This is a genomic window from Denitromonas iodatirespirans (assembly GCF_018524365.1).
GTDB lineage: Bacteria > Pseudomonadota > Gammaproteobacteria > Burkholderiales > Rhodocyclaceae > Nitrogeniibacter > Nitrogeniibacter iodatirespirans.
The window spans coordinates 229,550-246,251 of the sequence record NZ_JAEKFT010000002.1 but is presented as its reverse complement, the minus strand read 5'-3'; the positions used below and the strand labels follow the sequence as shown (position 1 = coordinate 246,251).

Here is a 16,702-nt window from a genome sequence, read left to right as displayed (position 1 = left end):
ACCGACAACGTCCCTGCCGGACCATGAATGACGGCGGGCGCCTCGGATGGCCCGGGGCGCCCGCCTGGGGATGCCTGCATTCTAGCAATGCCCGGCGCAGGCTGCGCCGGCCGGGCGAAACTCGACCCTGGGGGCGGTCAGTGATTGAGGATCTGGCTGAGGAAGAGCTTGGTGCGCTCGTTCTGCGGGTTGGTGAAGAACTCCTCGGGCGGGTTGCTCTCGACGATCTGACCGCGGTCCATGAAGATGACCTTGTCGGCCACCGTCTTGGCGAAGCCCATCTCGTGCGTCACGCACATCATGGTCATGCCGGACTCGGCCAGCTCGATCATCACGTCCAGCACTTCCTTGATCATCTCGGGGTCGAGCGCGGAGGTCGGCTCGTCGAACAGCATGATGCGCGGGTTCATGCACAGGCTGCGGGCGATCGCCACGCGCTGCTGCTGGCCGCCGGAGAGCTGGCCGGGGTATTTCTTGGCCTGGTCGGGGATCTTCACCCGTTCCAGGTATTGCATACCGAGCGCCTCGGCTTCCTTGCGCGGCGTCTTGCGCACCCACATCGGTGCCAGCGCGAGGTTCTCGAGCACGGTCAGATGCGGAAACAGGTTGAAGTGCTGAAACACCATGCCGACTTCCTTGCGGATGGTCTCGACCTGGCGCAGGTCGGAGGTCAGCTCGGTGCCGTCGACGATGATCTGCCCTTTCTGGTGCTCTTCGAGGCGATTGATGCAGCGGATCATGGTCGACTTACCCGAGCCCGACGGCCCGCACACCACGATGCGCTCGCCCTTGGCGACCTGCAGGTTGATGTCCTTCAGGACATGGAATTTGTCATACCACTTGTTTACCCCGCGCAGTTCGATCATCACATCGGAACTCGCGGCGGCATTCGGAACGGCAGCTGTCATGGCCATCTCCAGTGTTGATTCGATAACGGGCGCGACCGCTCGGGTCAGCGCTTGTGTCCGGTGTGCAGTTTGCGTTCCAGCGCCTGGCTGTAGCGCGACATGCTGAAGCAGAAGATCCAGAACATGAAGGCGGTGAACACATAGCCCTCGGTGGAGTAGCCCAGCCAGTTCGGATCGTTCAGCGCGTTCTGCACCATGCCCAGGATCTCCAGCAGGCCGACGATGATGACCAGCGTGGTGTCCTTGAACAGGGCGATGAAGGTGTTGACGATGCCGGGGATGACGATCTTCATCGCCTGCGGCAGCACGATCAGCCCCATCTTCTTCCAGTAGGACAGACCCAGCGCATCGGCCGCCTCGTATTGCCCCTTGGGAATCGCCTGCAGGCCACCGCGCACCACCTCGGCCATGTAGGCCGACTGGAACAGCGTGATGCCGATCAGCGCCCGCAGCAGCTTGTCGAAGCTCACCCCCTCGGGCAGAAACAGCGGCAGCATCACCGAGGACATGAACAGCACGGTGATCAGCGGCACGCCGCGCCAGAACTCGATGAACAGCACGCACATCGACTTGACCGCCGGCATGTTCGTCGCCTGCCGCCCGAGCGCCAGCAAGATGCCCAGCGGCAGCGCCGCCACGCAGCCGACCGAGGCCAGCAACAGGGTCAGCGTCATGCCGCCCCACTGGCTGGTTTCCACCGGCGTCAGGCCGAACACACCACCGAACATCAGGATGAAGCCGAAGATCGGGAAGACGAAGATGACGAATGCGCCCAGCTGCACCTTGTAGGGGAACTTGTCGAAGAACAGCGGCGCCATGCACAGGAACAGGGAACCGTAGATCAGGTTGATCCGCCAGGTTTCCTCGGCCGGGAAGAAGCCGTACATGAAGGTCTCGAACCGGGCGCTGACAAACACCCAGCAGGCGCCGCCCGAGGTGCAGGCGTCACGGCTGACACCGACCCAGTCGGCGTCGATGAACGCCCAGTTGATCACCGGCGGCAGGCTGACCGCCAGCACATAGATCGACAGCAGCGTGAGCAGCGTGTTGCCGATGCTGGAGAACAGATTGCGGCGCAGCCAGCCGATGGCGCCGACGGAGGCCGTCGGTGGCGGCTGGTCGGGCAACGGAACAAAGTTGTGGCTCATCTCAGCGCTCCCTCAACGCCATCTTGGCGTTGTACCAGTTCATGAAGACCGAGATCACCAGGCTGAGGACGAGGTACACGCTCATGGTGATGGCGATGACCTCCACCGCCTGGCCGGTCTGGTTGAGCGTCGTGCCGGCGAACACCGCCACCAGGTCGGGGTAGCCGATGGCCGCCGCCAGGGACGAGTTCTTGGTGAGATTGAGATACTGGCTGGTCAGCGGCGGGATGATCACCCGCATGGCCTGCGGAATCACCACCAGACGCAAGGTCCAGCTCGGCCGCAGCCCCAACGCGCTGGCCGCTTCGGTCTGCCCGTGCGAGACGGACTGGATGCCGCTGCGCACCGTTTCGGCGATGAACGCACCGGTGTAGATCGACAGCGCCAGCGTCAGGGCGAACAACTCGGGGATGACCGTGAGCCCGCCCTTGAAGTTGAATCCTTGCAGCGTCGGATAGTCCAGGTGCATCGGCATGCCGGTGGCCACATAGACCAGCGTCGGCACACCGATCAGGATGGCCAGCGAGGCATAGACGGTGTGGAACAGCTGCCCGGTCGCCTCGAAGCGCTTGCGCGCCCAGCGAGCCAGGAAGATGACCGCAATGATCGACCCGACGATCGCCAGCCCGGTGGCCATGAAACCGTCCTCGAAGACCGGCGCCGGCAGGTAGAGCCCCCGGTTGTTGAGGAACAGCGATTCACCCACCGTGATGCTCTGGCGCGGACTCGGCAGGTTGAAGCCGATGGCGAAATACCAGAAGAAGATCTGCAGCAACAAGGGAATGTTGCGGAAGGTTTCGATGTAAACCGTGGCCAGCTTGTTGATCAGCCAGTTCGACGACAGTCGCAGCACCCCCATGACGAAACCGATCAGGGTGGCGAAGAAGACCCCCAGCGCCGACACCAGGAGGGTGTTGAGCAGACCGACCAGGAAGGTGCGCCCGTAGGTCGAGCTTTCGTCGTATTCGATCAACGACTGCAGGATGCCGAAACCGGAAACACGATCGAGAAAACCGAAACCGGTCGAGATGCCGCGCAACTCCATGTTGTGGAGCGTATTGCGCACGATGAAAAACAGAAATGCAGCAACGGTAATGCTGGCAAGGATCTGAAAGACCAGCGCCCTGAACTTGGGATCGGTCAGGCGCCGTGGCTTGGCGGGGATGTCCCGCTCGGAAGTCTCATCAGCCATGGAAAGCCTCGGACGGTTTTAGGTGAAGGGCCGCCCGGCGGCCCTCACGGGCACGCCGGGCAGGAAACCGCCTTAGCGAATCGGCGGTGCGTACTGGATACCGCCCTTGTTCCACAGCGCGTTCTGGCCGCGGGAGATCTTCAGCGCGCTGCCCTGACCGACGTTGCGCTCGAACATCTCGCCGTAGTTACCCACCTGCTTGATGATGTTGTAGGCCCACTTGTCATCGACGCCGAGGAACTCGCCCTTGACGCCCTCGACGCCCAGGATGCGGCGCACGTTGGGGTCGGCGCTCTTCATCATCTCGTCGACGTTCTTCATGGTGATGCCCGCCTCTTCGGCGTTGAGCTGCGCGAACAGCGACCAGCGCACCAGGTTGAACCACTCGTCGTCACCCTGACGCACCACCGGGCCCAGCGGCTCCTTGGAAATGATCTCGGGCAGCACGATGGCGCTGGACGGGTCGGCCAGCTTGATGCGCAGCGCGTAGAGCTGGGACTGGTCGGAGGTCAGCATGTCGCAGCGGCCGGATTCGAAGGCCTTCACGGTTTCATCCGAGCTGTCGTAGGTGATGGCCTTGTATTCCATCTTGTTGGCACGGAAGTAGTCGGCCAGGTTCAGCTCGGTGGTGGTCCCGGCCTGGATGCACACCTGGGCACCCGACAATTCCTTGGCGCTCTTCACGCCCAGCTTCTTGGTCACCATGAAGCCCTGGCCGTCGTAGTAGTTCACACCGGCGAAGTTGAGGCCCAGGCTGGTGTCGCGGGTGTAGGTCCAGGTGGTGTTGCGCGGGAGCATGTCCACTTCGCCCGACTGCAGCGCGGTGAAGCGCTCCTTGGCGTTGAGCGGGGTGTATTTCACCTTGTTGGCATCGCCGAACAGGGCCGCCGCCACCGCACGGCAGGCATCGACGTCGATGCCCTTCCAGGCGCCCTTGTCGTCGGTGGCCGAGAATCCGGGCAGACCGGTACTGACGCCGCACTGGACGAAACCCTTTTTCTTGACGGCATCGAACGTGGTCCCGGCATGGGCAGAACCCACCAGTGCCATGCCGGCGGTAGCCACGGCGGTCAGAACGGAAATTCGTAGAATCTTCATGGGAACTACTCCTCCGAAATCATTTTTTGTGAGTTGGGTGCCCCATCGGCACCGGGCCCGCGTTGTCCGAATTCTTCGGGTAAACACGAACTCCTTCCTATTTAAACAACTGTATGAGCCCGAGTACAACGAAAGTTACCCTGTGGAAAACCCTGATAGAACAATCACTCACGGTGAAAAGGCGACGAAATGTGCATATGCAGCAATGCTGTGCTCCATGCTTTTGGCCGTGCACTGCGTTGCACAAAACAGACCGGAGCATTTTTGATGCCAGTTATACGCACCACCATCTCACCGGGATGCTGCAGCACACAAAACCGCTGCATTTTCAGTCACTTTCTCCCCATCTAGCGACCAATTCGTGTGCGATTCCGAGCTGGTCAAGGATGCGTGCAACAATGAAGTCGATCAGTTCCTGCACCGTCGCGGGGCGCGTGTAAAAGCCCGGATTCGCCGGAAGGATGCACACGCCGAGCCGCGCCAGCTTGAGCATGTTCTCGAGATGGATGGCCGAAAACGGTGTTTCGCGCGGCACCAGCACGAGCTTGCGCCCCTCCTTGATGACCACGTCGGCCGCCCGTTCGATCAGGTCCTGGCTCATGCCGTTGGCGATCGATGCCAACCGGCCCATGGTGCACGGGCACACCACCATGGCATCCGGCGGGTTGGAGCCCGAGGCCGGCGGGGCGAACCAGGCCTCGCGGCCGAACACCTGCAACTGCCCCGGCGCCGCCCCGAAACGGGCCGACAGCTCGGCCTCCACCTCCGCCGGTCGCGAGGGCAGCTGCCAGTCCATCTCCTGCCTGGCCACGATCTGCGCCACCTGGCTGTAGAGCAGCCAGACTTTATGCCCGGCGCCGAGCAGGCACTCGATCAGCCGCAGACCGTAGGCCATGCCCGAGGCGCCGGTCAGCGCCACGGTGATGGTCTTGGATGTCGTCATGCGTCGTCCCTCACTGCAGATAATCGCTGATCAGCACCCAGCGCCCATTCTCGATGCGCGCCAGCCGCCCGTGGCGGTTGCCCAGGTGATCGTCGGCCGAAAAGCGATACTCCGGGCTGCCGAAGAAATCGCGCGTGGTGTGCAGGCCTTCCATGGCGCGGGCGAAGCGCGCAGCGGTCAGATCGCGCCCCGTCGCCTCCAGGCCCTGGATGAACACGTCGGCCACGTTGTAGCCCATGGCGCTCCAGATGTTGGGCGCCGTGCCGAAGCGGCTGCGATAGCGGTCGATCCAGTCAGCCAGCGCACGATTGGCGCCCTCGGCATAGGGCAGCGGCATCACGCTCACGCCATACAGCCCCTCCATCGCCGCGCCGCCCAACGCGTGGGTCTGCGCCGAATAGCCCGAGGCGGTGACCAGCATGTCGACCGCCCAGCCGGTCTTGCGCGCCTCGGTGACGGCGCCCACCGTCTCGCGCACCACGGTGGCCAGCACCACCAGGTCGCACTCGGCCGCGCGCAAGCGCGCGACCTGGCTGGCAAAGTCGGTGGCGCCGCGCTTGTAGCCGACCGACTCGACCAGCGCCAACCCGCGCGCGGCCAGGCCGGCCTCGACGCCCTTTTTCACCTCGTGGCCGTAGTCGTCGTCCTGGAACAGCAGGCCCACGCGACGGTAGCCGCCGCGCGCCACCATCGCCCGCACCGCGGCGTTCATGTAGTCCTGGTAAGGCGCAAACAGCTGGAACTTGAGCGGATGCAGCGGCGCATACGTGGCCTGATGCGGCGAGAAGGGGAACAGGTGCGGCCGCCCGGCCTCGAGCACCAGCGGCATCGAGGCCATCACCACCGGCGTGCCCAGCGTGCCGACGAAGGCGAACACCGGGTCGCGCGTCAGCAGTTTGCGCGTGGCCAGCACTGCGCGCTTCGGGTCGTAGCCGCTGTCCTCGACCGCCAGCACCAGCTGCCGGCCATGCACGCCGCCGCGTGCGTTGGCCTCCTCGAAGCGCATCCGCATGCCGTCGCGGATCGGCGCGCCGAGCATGGCGATGGGGCCGGACAGATCCTGCACCGTCCCCACGCGGACGCGCTCCGGCGTCACCCCCGGCTCGGCCTGCGCCCCGCCGCAGGTCAGCACGCCCACCAGCCATGCCATCAAGAATCGTCGCAGCATGCTGCCCCTCCGTGCGTGTTGTCCGAACGGCCATTATCACGCCAAACCGCAACCGGCATTCAAGCGGGCGGAACCGCTCACGGCGCGCTTATGATGTCGTTATACTTGCCGCCTGCGGCACGCCCGCCGTGCCCGAACACTCTCATCATAGGATCCCCCGCAATGAAGAAATCCTGGCTCGCCCTGATTGCCGCCCCCGTCATCGCCTACCCGGCGGCCGCCTGGTATCTCGGCGCACGTGTCGAATCCACCCTCGACGCCCAATACAAGCAGGCCGAGACCCTGCCCTACGCCAAGATCGTCGAGCGCACCTACGAACGCGGTGTGTTCAGCGCCAGCGAGTCGGTCACCATCGAGCTGTTCGGCGACATGATGCGCGCCCTGCAAGCCTCCGCCGATGCGCCGGACACCCCCGCGCAGCCGCTGCGCATCCGCTTCCAGTCGCAGATCCAGCACGGCCCCTTCGCCGGCGGCGCACTGGCGGCCGCGGTGGTCGACAGCGAACTGGTGTTCGACGCCGACACCCAGGCCGAGGTCGCCAAGCTGTTCGGCGACAACAAGCCGCTCACCGGCCACACCGTGTTCAAGCTCGACGGCAGCGGCACCTCCAAGGTGCTGAGCCCCGCCGTCAACGCGCAGATCCCCAACCCGGAGACCGGCGAACCGGTCGACGTCGCCTGGCAAGGCATCAGCGCCGAGGTGGACTTCGCCCCCAACATGACCCGCTACACCATGCGCGGCGAAGCACCCAAGCTCGAAGTCAAGGACGCCACCGGCACCCACATGGTGATGACCGGCATGCGCTTCACCGGTGAGCAGCAACGCATTTTCGACGACGAGCCGCTGCTGCTCGCCGGCAGCCAACGCTTCAGCATCGACGACATTCAGATGCGCGTTGCCGGCGACGAGGCCGCCCCGATCGCCCTCAAGCAGATCACCTACGATGTCGACATGCCCGCCGAGGGCGACTTCGTCGACATGGTCGCCAAGATGGGCGCCCAAGTGGTCGACATCGGCGGCACCAACTACGGCCCGGCGCACTACGACCTGTCGTTCAAGCACCTGCATGCGCGCACCGTTGCCAAGCTGTACCGCACGCTGCTCCAGGCCTATTCCAACCCCCGCATGGTCGGCCCCGACGCCGATCCGCAGCTGGCACTGGCCCCGCTCGCCGAGCCGGCCATGGAGCTGCTCGGCCACAACCCCAGCTTCTCGCTCGACCGCCTGAGCTTCACCACCCCGCATGGCGATGCGCACCTCGACCTGCGCGCCAGCGTCCCCGGTATCACCCCCGAGGCCATGGCCAACCCCGGTCTGATCATGGCCGTGCTCGATGCCGGCGGCAACATCGCCTTGCCCGAAGCCATGCTGCTCGGCATGGTCAAGGATCGCGCCCATGCCCAGATGAGCGCCATGAGCGAGACCGGCACGGTCTCCGACGACGACCTGCAGATGGTCGTCGCCCAACTCGAAGACAAGCTCCAGCAACTGAGCGGCCAGGGCTACATCACCCGCGACGGCGGCGTGGTGAAATCCACCGTCGCCTTCAAGGCCGGCCAGCTCACCGTCAACGGCCAGCCCTTCAACCCGATGGCCATGCAATAAGCCGACTGGCGGGCCGGCGCAACACGCCCGGCCCGCCACCCCGTGGGGCGGGTTTCACCCCGCCAACGTCACTTTGAACACCGCAGGAAACCGTTTCAAGCCCGCCCCGGCCACGGCGCAGAAGCGCCGCTGACAAGGCGCGCGCCCGCAGACAGTGCGAATAGCACGGCAAGGGCGCGCAACGCCGTCAGCGGCGCTTCTCCGTGGCCTCAGCGTGCCAGCCCGGCCGGGCGCCACAGCACCACCGCCACCAGCACCAGTCCGAAGCCGAGCAGTTCCAGCCCCGCCAGATTGGCCACGCCGGCCGGCAGCGCCTCGCGCACCAGGGCAATCGCCTGCGGCAGCGCGACGATCACCACCGCCCCCCACACCGCGCCCATCAGCCGGCTCGCACCGCCGACGAAGGCCAGCATCAGCAACTCGAAAGACAGCGGCAGGCCGAACTGCTCGGGGCTCAGATAGCCCAGCCAGTGCGCATACAAAGCGCCGGCCAGGGCCCCCAGCGCCCCGCCCACCGCGAATGCGCGCAGCTTGACCGCGCCGGTGTCGATGCCGCTGGCCGCCGCCGCGACTTCATCGTCGCGCACCGCACGCCACGCCCGCCCGAGGCGCGAATCCCGCAGCCGTCGGCAGGCCAGCAGCGCCAATGCCAGCACCGCCGCGCTCACCGCGCACTGCGCCAGCGGATCGCTCGCCGTCCAGCCCGCCACCACCAGCGGCGGCACGCTCAGGCCCGACGCGCCGCCGGTGAGGCCGTCGAAGCGTACCAACGCCTCCTCCACGATCAAGGCCACCGCCAGCGTACTCATGCCGAAGGCCAGGCCGCCAAGACGCCGCCCCGGCAAGCTGGCCAGCCCGCCCAGCAGAGCGCCGGCCGCCAGCGCCAGGCCCAGCCCCAGCAGCGGCGGCGCGCCCAGCGCCACCCAGCCCGCCTGCACATAGGCGCCCACCGCCAGAAAGGCCCCGTGGCCGAGCGAGATCTGCCCGCTCTGGCCGAGGATGATCACCAGCCCCAACCCGGCCACCGCCCAGGTGGCGACAAAGGCCAGCTGGCTCAGGCCGTAGTCCACCCCGAGCACGGCCAACGCCACGGCGGCCAGGGCCAGCAGCGCGAGCGCCGGCCTCATGCGGCCCGCCCGCCGAACAGCCCGCGCGGAAAACACAGCAGCGCGACCAGCATCAGCGCATAGGCCGCCACATGATTGACGCCCTCGGGCAGGTAGCGCCCGGCCAGCGCTTCGAGCACGCCGATGAACACCCCGCCGGCCAGCGCGCCGGGCAGGCTGTGCATGCCGCCGATCACCGCCGCCGGAAACGCCTTGAGCGCCACCACCCCCATGCCCGGATGCACGAAGGTGACCGGCGCCATCAGGCTGCCGGCCAGCGCCGCCAACGCCGCACCGAGCGCCCAGGCCAGGGTGTGCATGGCCGGCACCGAGACCCCCATCATCGATGCGATACGCGGGTTCTCCGAACAGGCGCGCAAGGCGAGGCCGACCCGGGTGTAGCGAAAAAAGGCCGCCAACGCCGCACAGCTCAGCAGCGTGGCGGCGATCACCCCGAGCTGGGCGCCGCTCGCCACCATGTCACCCCAGGCCACCTGCCCGCCCAGCCCCGGCAGGCTCAGCAGATGGGCGCGGTGCGTGGCCTCGGGCACGGTGGTGACCGCACCGCGCAGCACCAGCCCCAGGCCGAAGGTGAGCAGCACCGCGGTCAGATGCGGCTGGCCCATCGCCCGGCGCAGCGCCAGCCGCTCGATCAGCGCCCCGGCCAGCGCCAGCAGCAGCACGCTGGCCAGCACCGCCACCCAGGCCGGCCAGCCGGCGGCGGCCGACAGCAGCACCGCGGCAAAGGCGCCGACCATCAGCAGCTCGCCCTGCATGAAACTGACCGCCTCGGTGGCCTTGTAAACCAGCACGAAGGACAGCGCCACCAGCCCGTAGATGCAGCCGGTGGCCAGTCCGCTGAGAAGAATCTGCCCGATCATGGGGCGCAGGATACCCGCTCCGGGCCGCGGCGCCGGCCCGGTCGCCGCCTCACCGGCAGGCAGCGCTCCGGCCCAGCGCGCAGGCGGCGTCGTATTCCGCACCGAGGCGCGCCACCAATTCGGCCACGGTCGGGATGTCGTGGATCGTCGCCACCCCGTGGCCGGCGCTCCACACATCGCGCCAGGCCTTGGCCTCGTCCTGCATGTCCTTGATCTTGCCCTTGCCCAGGCTGAGCGTGAGCTGCTCGCGCGAGAAGCCCGCCGCCGCCAGGCTCGGCCACAGGAAGTTGGCATTGGTGCCCGACACCGCATCGGTATAGACGATGTCGTCCGCCCCGCAGTCGACCAGCATCTGCTTGTACGCCACCTGCGCCATCGCCTCCTGCGTGGCGATGAAGCGCGTGCCCAGGTAAGCGAGGTCCGCCCCCATCACCTCCGCCGCGCGCACCCCTGCGCCGTCCGACATCGCGCCGGCCAGCACCAGCGTGCCATGCCAGAACTCGCGGATCTCGCGCACCAGGCTGAACGGGCTTTGCGACCCCGCATGCCCGCCGGCCCCCGCCGCCACCGCGATGATGCCATCCACCCCCGCCCCCATCGCCTTGCGCGCATGGTAGGCATGGATCACATCCGAAAACACCACCCCACCGTAACTCTTCACCGCCTCCACCACCTCGCCCGGATGCCCCAGGCTGGTGATGACGAAGGGCACCTTGTGCTTGACCAGCAAATCCAGATCCGGCCGCACCCGCGGGTTACTGGCATGCAGGATCAGATTCACCCCGTAGGGCGCACACGGCGTCACCGCCAGCGCCGCGTTGATCTCGCCCAGCCATTCGTCCAGCAACTCGCTGGTACGCGCATTCAGCGCCGGGAAGGACCCAGCCACCCCGGCCCGGCAGGCCGCGATCACCAGCTCGGGGCCGGAGACCAGGAACATCGGCGCGGCAATGGCCGGCAGGCGGAGCGTGGATTGGAAAGCGGCGGGGAGAGACATGGCGGGCTCCTTCGGCAGCGAACGGTGACAGGCGGATTGTCGGCCGTTTTCGGTGTGCCGGAAACCTGATGTGCTCCGATGAGTCGTCGGCCGGATGAAGCGAGGCGCAATCCGAGATCAGAGCCCGATCCGCCGACCGATCCCGGAGGCGGCCCTTCGGGCCTTGTCCGGGCTACGCTTGCTACAACGTCAACGCTCGAAGCAGCCGGCCCCCCGACGGCGTATCCGCTCGATCATGGAGGCCGGTGGCTCTCAGATCTCGACGTTATAGCCAAGGTCAATTTCCGAACCGGGCTTTCCGCCGGCTAGACCCCAGTTTTCGCCGGGGATTTCATTGAGCATGATCTTGATGTGGTCCGCCGGAATTCCTACCCCTGCCAGATGACGAATCAGCGACTGGTAAAGACGGCGTTTCGCCTCAAGCGAACGTCCAGAGAAGGCACTGATCGTGACAAGTGTGTACAACTCGGGCTGGCGCTTGTCCTCAGGCACAACGAAGCGATGTGGCTCATGTGTGACGAGCCGAATGCACCGGTCGCCCTGAGGAATCTTGAAGCCCTCGATCAACGCCGAATGAACGGCTTCGATGATGCGGGCTTCTTGCTCCAACGTGTAGCTGCGGCGAACTTCGATGAGAGTGCTGGGCATGACGACGGAAGTAGATTGGCGTGGGCGGGTTTGCTCGGATGCGAGTTCTGTGCCGCCCAACAGCATTTACCCAGACACCGGAGTGCGGATATCCACTGATATCTCGGGCAGCAAGCGAGAGTCAGAATCTTCGAATGTCCATTCGCGATGCCTGTCGGATTATCCGTCAAACAAGCTTGCTATCGGGACCACCCTCTCGCGTTGTGAGAATACCTCTTGTGGGTAAAGTCGTACACGGGGCATCGGAAGACGCGGCGCCCCGTGTACGAAGAAAAAGCGGAGCGCCTTCCGCCACATGCGGTGATTGAAGTGGTGGAATTCGGCGGATGACGCTTCGCTGATCCGCCCTACATAAAAGGCCATCAGCTCCCGGACGGTCGCCGTTCCAGTTTCGATCAACGGTCGCGCGACACGATGATGGGGAACGAGTTGCCCATCCTACGACGAACGCATCGCGCATCAGCGGACCCGGCGCGCTTCGGCCATGGTTCAGCTCAAACACGCAAACCGCACCCCGCCACCCCCTGCTATCCTCCGCCCCATGCAAGGCATCGAACCTCTCATCTATGGCCTCGGTCTCGCCGGGGCGGCGGTCAATGCGGCCTCGGGCGTGCTGGAGGCGGGGCGCAAACCCTTCGATCTGTTCGGCATGGTGGTCGTCGCGCTGGCGGCGGCGCTGGGCGGCGGGTCGTTGCGCGACATGCTGCTCGACCGCACGGTGTTCTGGATTGCCGATCAGGCCTACCTGATCACGGCGCTGGTGGCGGGGGTGGTCACCTTCCTGCTGGCGCGGCGGGTGCGCTTGCCGGCGCAGTTGTTTTTGCTGCCGGATGCGATCGGACTGTCGCTGTTTACCGTGGTGGGCACGTCGGTGGCGCTGGCGCATGGGGCGCCGTGGCTGGTGGCGAGCCTGATGGGGGTGGTGACCGGGGTGTTCGGCGGGATCCTGCGCGATGTGTTGTGCAACGAGGCGCCGGTGGTGTTTGGCGGCACCTTGTATGGCAGTGCGGCGTGGCTGGGGGCGCTGGTGCTGATCGCGCTGCCCGAGGCGGGGGTGGGTCATGATGTGGCGGCACTGGCGGCCGGCGGGGTGATCTGCACGATCCGGCTGTTGTCGATCCGCTTCAAGTGGCATCTGCCGATCTATTCGGTGCGGCGCTAGCGGTTTTTTGGCCGGTTGAAATTGGCCCTACGGCGAGGTGTTGATCCGCAGGCGGGTGTCGCGCGCGTCGATGCCTTCCATGCGCAGGCGGCCGACCTGCAGGTCGAGTTGCACCGGCCAGTCGCGCCAAGCGTCGAGCGGCAGCGGCTCGCTCGACGGGCGGCTTGGCGGCCGCCAGCGATCCAGGTTGAGCCGGTCCACCCGGGCCTGCACGGCCAGCCAGCGCGCATTGTCCAGATCCACATGCCATTGACCGTCGAGGCGGCTGCGCTCGACCTGCGCGCTCACTGTGCCGGCGCCGCGCCGTGCGTCCATGTCCCAATGGCCGGCCATCTCGGCATCGAGCCTGAGCTGGGCGCCCGGCTTGGCGGGGTCGGGCAGGTGGACGTGCAGGCTCGGCGACCGGGCCTCGACGCGGCGGGCGGCCAGATCGGCGGTCAATTGCATGGCGTCGGCCGCGAGGTCGACCGGGCCGGCGGGCAGCGTGGTGGCCAACTGCAGGGTGCCGGTGGCGGTGAGGTGGCCGGCGGCGAGTTGCAGGTCGGCGCCGTCGAGCGTGGCGGTGGCCGACTCGGCCGGGCCGGCGGGGGTCAGCGTGGCCTGGATGTGGGTGCCGAGGAGTTCGCTACGCGCGTCGGCATGGGCTGCGGTGGCGGCGCGGGTGCTGAGGCGCAGCTGCTGCGTGCCTTGCTGGGCCTGCAACTCGGCAGCGAGGCCATCGGCGCGGAAGGCGCCGTCCGGCGTTTGCCGCGCGCTGGCGAGCGTGAGAGTGAGCCGGTCGATGCGGGTGGCGCCGACTGCGCCGGCGAGGTGGGCGGTGACATCGGCCAATTGCGGGCCGGTGGGCGTCGTTTGCAGGGTGGCGGTCAGGCGGCCGTCGAGCTGGGTGTCGGCCTGCGCGGCGCCGCCGTCGACCGTGGCTTGCCAGCTGCCAGGGGATTCGGTGACTTGGGCGCGCTCGACACGCAGCGTCGCAGGCGGCGTGCCGTGGCCGAGCAGCGCCATGCGCATGTCCGACAGGTCGAGGCGGGCGAGGCGCAGCGGCATGCCGGAGCCGGCCGTTTCGCCGGCGGGCGCCGGCACCTGCCACCGGCCGTCGGCCTGCTGGCGCAACTGGCCGCGCACGCCGTCGAGGTCCACGGAGAGCGGCCGGGTGCCGTCCTTGCCGGTCCAGTCGCTGGCCATGGCGAGATGGTCGATCTGCAGCCGGCTGGGGGTCTCGCCCGGCCCCCGCCAGGAGACGTCGGCGAGGGCCAGCCGCGGCGGGAAGACTTGCAGCGACACCGGCCCGTCGATGCGCAGATGACCGGCGACATGGGCGTTGACCTGTACGGCCAGCGTCTGGGCCAGCCAACGATCAGCGAATTGCCAGAGCGTCACGACACAGACTAGCAGCACGCCCGCCACCAGCAGCAGGATGCGCAGACTGCGACGGCGGGGACGCTTGGGTACGGTCATGGCGACAACCGTGGCAGCGCGATGGGACGACCATTCGGCGCGGGCATGGGGTGGCGGGTTGAAACCCGCCCTACGCTGGGAGCCCTCATGCCGCCAGCACCGGCAGGTGCAGGCTGAAAGTGGTGCCCTGGCCGGGCTGGCTGTGCACCGAGGCGCGCCCGCCGTGGCGTTCGGCCACCGTCTTGACGATCATCAGCCCGAGGCCGATGCCGGCTTCGCGCCGGCTGGCGGCGGTGGGCAGGCGGCCGAAGCGGTGAAACAGGCGCGGCAGCAGGTCTTGCCGGATGCCCTCGCCATGGTCGCGCACCGACACCACCCAGAAGGCGGCATCGCGGCGCAGCGCCAACTCGATGGTGCTGTCGGCGGCGCCGTATTTGACGGCATTGCCGAGCAGGTTGACCAGCGCCCGGCGCAGCAGGTCGCGGTCGCCGCGCACATAGCCTTCGTCATGCCCGTGGGCGTCGATCTCCAGCGCCACGGTGGTGCCGCGGGCCTTGGCCAGCGCCCAGATTTCGTCGGCGGCGTCCTGCATCACGGCGGCCAGACTGATTTCCTTGAACTGGCTGGCGTCGATGGCGTCGGCGCGCACCAGGCGGAATAGGTCGTCGGCCAGATTGAGTGCCGAGCGCGCGTAGCGGGCGAGCTGGCCGAGCAGGGCCGGGTCGCGCGCGTCGCTGTCGTCGAGCAGTTGCTCGGTCTCGATCAGGGTGAGGATGGAGGCGATCGGCGAGCGCATGTCGTGCGACAGGTAGTGCATGGTCTCTTCGCGGCTGCGCTGGGCGTCGTGGATGCGGGTGATGTCGGCCAGGCCGAACACCGAGCCGATGGGCCGGCCGGCCGAATCCGCCAGCCCGGCCACCGACACCAGCAGGCGCGCGCCGTTGGCCGTATCGAGCTCGACGGTGCGCACGGTGTCGCCGCCGTGCACCGGCATGCCGTCTTCGATGGGCATGCCGGGCGGCCATTCGAGCGAGGCGATGGCCTGTGCCACGGCCTGCGGTGCGGCGGCGCCGAGCAGGCGCGTGGCCTCCTGGTTGCACAGCATCACCTGGTGCGCGGGGTTGGTGACCACCGCGCCGACCGGCAGGTGGTCGAGGGTGTCGACCACGAAGCGGTGGAGGTCGCGCTGGCGCTGCACGGCCTGGTCCACCCGACGGATGCGCGCCTGCAAGGGGTCGACGCCCTTGATGCGCGGCAGGTGGATCTGCATGGCGGGGAAGAGTGCGGCGGCGTCGCGGTCGAGCACTTCGAGCTGGTCGTCGAGATGGCGCTGCGCCGCTTCGAGCCGGCGCCAGCTCCACAGCGGGTAGCACAGGGTGCAGCCGAGCACCGCGCCGGCCGGCGGAAACCACCACAGGGCATCCTGCAGCACCGCCCAGCCGAGCCCCAGCGTGGCGGCCGAGCCGGCAAAGGCGATCAGCAGCGCGTTGCGCGGCGCGGCGCGCAGCATGAGGCCCATCAGCAACACGACGATGGCACCGGCCAGCGCGGCGGCGATCGGCGGCGGCATGAGGTGCACCGCCTCGCCGCGCTTGAGGGCGGCATAGACGTTGGCGTTGACCTCGACACCGGGCATCGGCCGGTTGAAGCCCGAGGTGGGCGTGGGCACGCTGTCGGCCATGCCGGCGGCGGTGGCGCCGACGAAGACCACCTTGTCGCGCAACACGGCGTCGTCCACATCGCCGCGCAGCACGTCGGCGTAGGACACATAGCGGAAGCTGCCCGGCGGACCGGCAAAGGGGATGCGCAGCCACTCGGCGCGATGCCAGCCGGCACCGGCGCCCGGCTCGGGCGCGGGATAGGCGGTGGCGCGCGCCGGCTCGGCCTGTTGCAGGGCAGCCAGACCGAGCTGCGGATGGCGTGCCGCGCCGGCGCCCTCCCACAGGTAGATGCTGCGGGCGATGCCGTCGGGGTCGAACTCGACATGGATGTGGCCGACGCCGGCCGACGCCGCGGCAAAGAGCGGGGCCGGCGGCGCTTCGCCGACGATGGCGTTACCTCGCGTGGCCTGGACCAGCGGCAGGACGACCCGGCCGCTGTCGGCGATGGCCGTCGCCAGGGCGGCGTCGGCCGCCGGGTCGGCATCGTTGGGCTCGCTGAGGATGATGTCCATCACGATGCTGCGCGCACCGGCACGGGTGAGCCGCTCGATGAGCGCGGCGTGCACCGAGCGGCGCCACGGCCAGCGGCCGATCTCGGCCAGGCTGGGGTCATCGATGGCGACGATCACCACCTGTGGGTCGGCCGCCGGGCGCGACACCGACATGGCGGCGTCGTAGGCCACCTGGTCGATGCGCCACAGCCAGCCGGCCCAGGTGGCGGCCATCGCCAGCGCGGCGCACAGCAGCGTCACCAGCGCCCATTCGAAAGAGACGCGCTCGGTCACGA

At 67.6% G+C, this 16,702-nt stretch carries 14 protein-coding genes; 2 read left to right on the top strand and 12 right to left on the bottom strand.

Translation table 11 applies throughout. The features are described 5' to 3' along the window. Positions 1-137: 137 nt before the first annotated feature. The 6 genes from I8J34_RS02805 to I8J34_RS02780 all read right to left on the bottom strand — a co-directional run bounded on the left by I8J34_RS02805 (position 138) and on the right by I8J34_RS02780 (position 6,457). Complete coding sequence (locus I8J34_RS02805; protein ID WP_214359883.1) at positions 138-866, bottom strand: amino acid ABC transporter ATP-binding protein; 729 nt, start codon at positions 864-866, stop codon at positions 138-140. A gap of 86 nt (positions 867-952) precedes the next feature. Next, positions 953-2,056 carry an amino acid ABC transporter permease gene (locus tag I8J34_RS02800; protein ID WP_214359848.1) on the bottom strand — a complete coding sequence of 368 codons (1,104 nt, stop codon included), beginning with the start codon at positions 2,054-2,056 and terminating at the stop codon, positions 953-955. Position 2,057: 1 nt separating this feature from the next. Then, positions 2,058-3,248 carry an amino acid ABC transporter permease gene (locus I8J34_RS02795; RefSeq protein WP_214359847.1) on the bottom strand — a complete coding sequence of 397 codons (1,191 nt, stop codon included), beginning with the start codon at positions 3,246-3,248 and terminating at the stop codon, positions 2,058-2,060. Positions 3,249-3,320: 72 nt separating this feature from the next. After that, the gene (locus I8J34_RS02790) at positions 3,321-4,346 is read right to left on the bottom strand and encodes an amino acid ABC transporter substrate-binding protein (protein WP_214359846.1); all 1,026 of its coding nucleotides are present in this window, start codon (positions 4,344-4,346) and stop codon (positions 3,321-3,323) included. A 328-nt stretch (positions 4,347-4,674) separates the two neighbouring features. After that, positions 4,675-5,289, bottom strand: coding sequence for a flavin prenyltransferase UbiX (locus tag I8J34_RS02785; protein WP_214359845.1), 615 nt, complete (start codon positions 5,287-5,289; stop codon positions 4,675-4,677). A gap of 10 nt (positions 5,290-5,299) precedes the next feature. After that, on the bottom strand, positions 5,300-6,457 hold the full coding sequence (locus I8J34_RS02780; protein ID WP_214359844.1) for an ABC transporter substrate-binding protein: 1,158 nt from the start codon (positions 6,455-6,457) through the stop codon (positions 5,300-5,302). A 162-nt stretch (positions 6,458-6,619) separates the two neighbouring features. On the opposite strand from I8J34_RS02780, the gene I8J34_RS02775 reads away from it, so the two are divergent. Beyond that, positions 6,620-8,062, top strand: coding sequence for a YdgA family protein (locus I8J34_RS02775; RefSeq protein ID WP_214359843.1), 1,443 nt, complete (start codon positions 6,620-6,622; stop codon positions 8,060-8,062). Positions 8,063-8,271: 209 nt separating this feature from the next. Here the strand turns inward: I8J34_RS02775 and I8J34_RS02770 are convergent, their stop codons facing one another. The 4 genes from I8J34_RS02770 to I8J34_RS02755 all read right to left on the bottom strand — a co-directional run bounded on the left by I8J34_RS02770 (position 8,272) and on the right by I8J34_RS02755 (position 11,760). After that, entirely contained in the window at positions 8,272-9,189 is a 918-nt protein-coding gene (locus I8J34_RS02770; RefSeq protein ID WP_214359842.1) for a branched-chain amino acid ABC transporter permease, read from the bottom strand. After that, positions 9,186-10,049 carry a branched-chain amino acid ABC transporter permease gene (locus I8J34_RS02765; RefSeq protein ID WP_214359841.1) on the bottom strand — a complete coding sequence of 288 codons (864 nt, stop codon included), beginning with the start codon at positions 10,047-10,049 and terminating at the stop codon, positions 9,186-9,188. Before I8J34_RS02765 ends, I8J34_RS02770 begins: the two co-directional genes overlap by 4 nt. Positions 10,050-10,098: 49 nt before the next feature. Continuing rightward, positions 10,099-11,046, bottom strand: a complete 948-nt coding sequence (locus I8J34_RS02760) for an NAD(P)H-dependent flavin oxidoreductase (protein WP_214359840.1) — start codon at positions 11,044-11,046, stop codon at positions 10,099-10,101. Positions 11,047-11,298: 252 nt separating this feature from the next. Then, positions 11,299-11,760, bottom strand: a complete 462-nt coding sequence (locus tag I8J34_RS02755) for a tautomerase family protein (RefSeq protein ID WP_214359839.1) — start codon at positions 11,758-11,760, stop codon at positions 11,299-11,301. 475 nt (positions 11,761-12,235) lie between these two features. Between I8J34_RS02755 and I8J34_RS02750 the strand changes: the two genes are divergently transcribed. After that, positions 12,236-12,856 (top strand): trimeric intracellular cation channel family protein, encoded by a 621-nt coding sequence (locus I8J34_RS02750; RefSeq protein ID WP_214359838.1) that lies wholly within the window; start codon positions 12,236-12,238, stop codon positions 12,854-12,856. Between the two features lie 27 nt (positions 12,857-12,883). On the opposite strand, the gene I8J34_RS02745 is transcribed toward I8J34_RS02750, so the two are convergent. Beyond that, positions 12,884-14,314 carry an AsmA family protein gene (locus I8J34_RS02745; RefSeq protein ID WP_214359837.1) on the bottom strand — a complete coding sequence of 477 codons (1,431 nt, stop codon included), beginning with the start codon at positions 14,312-14,314 and terminating at the stop codon, positions 12,884-12,886. Positions 14,315-14,399: 85 nt separating this feature from the next. After that, the gene (locus I8J34_RS02740) at positions 14,400-16,700 is read right to left on the bottom strand and encodes a CHASE2 domain-containing protein (RefSeq protein ID WP_214359836.1); all 2,301 of its coding nucleotides are present in this window, start codon (positions 16,698-16,700) and stop codon (positions 14,400-14,402) included. Positions 16,701-16,702: the final 2 nt, after the last annotated feature.

Coding starts and splice junctions, on each gene's coding strand:
- I8J34_RS02805 (WP_214359883.1), bottom strand. CDS start 866: ATGATCGAACTGCGCGGGGTAAACAAGTGGTATGACAAATTCCATGTC.
- I8J34_RS02800 (WP_214359848.1), bottom strand. CDS start 2,056: ATGAGCCACAACTTTGTTCCGTTGCCCGACCAGCCGCCACCGACGGCC.
- I8J34_RS02795 (WP_214359847.1), bottom strand. CDS start 3,248: ATGGCTGATGAGACTTCCGAGCGGGACATCCCCGCCAAGCCACGGCGC.
- I8J34_RS02790 (WP_214359846.1), bottom strand. CDS start 4,346: ATGAAGATTCTACGAATTTCCGTTCTGACCGCCGTGGCTACCGCCGGC.
- I8J34_RS02785 (WP_214359845.1), bottom strand. CDS start 5,289: ATGACGACATCCAAGACCATCACCGTGGCGCTGACCGGCGCCTCGGGC.
- I8J34_RS02780 (WP_214359844.1), bottom strand. CDS start 6,457: ATGCTGCGACGATTCTTGATGGCATGGCTGGTGGGCGTGCTGACCTGC.
- I8J34_RS02775 (WP_214359843.1), top strand. CDS start 6,620: ATGAAGAAATCCTGGCTCGCCCTGATTGCCGCCCCCGTCATCGCCTAC.
- I8J34_RS02770 (WP_214359842.1), bottom strand. CDS start 9,189: ATGAGGCCGGCGCTCGCGCTGCTGGCCCTGGCCGCCGTGGCGTTGGCC.
- I8J34_RS02765 (WP_214359841.1), bottom strand. CDS start 10,049: ATGATCGGGCAGATTCTTCTCAGCGGACTGGCCACCGGCTGCATCTAC.
- I8J34_RS02760 (WP_214359840.1), bottom strand. CDS start 11,046: ATGTCTCTCCCCGCCGCTTTCCAATCCACGCTCCGCCTGCCGGCCATT.
- I8J34_RS02755 (WP_214359839.1), bottom strand. CDS start 11,760: ATGCTGTTGGGCGGCACAGAACTCGCATCCGAGCAAACCCGCCCACGC.
- I8J34_RS02750 (WP_214359838.1), top strand. CDS start 12,236: ATGCAAGGCATCGAACCTCTCATCTATGGCCTCGGTCTCGCCGGGGCG.
- I8J34_RS02745 (WP_214359837.1), bottom strand. CDS start 14,314: ATGACCGTACCCAAGCGTCCCCGCCGTCGCAGTCTGCGCATCCTGCTG.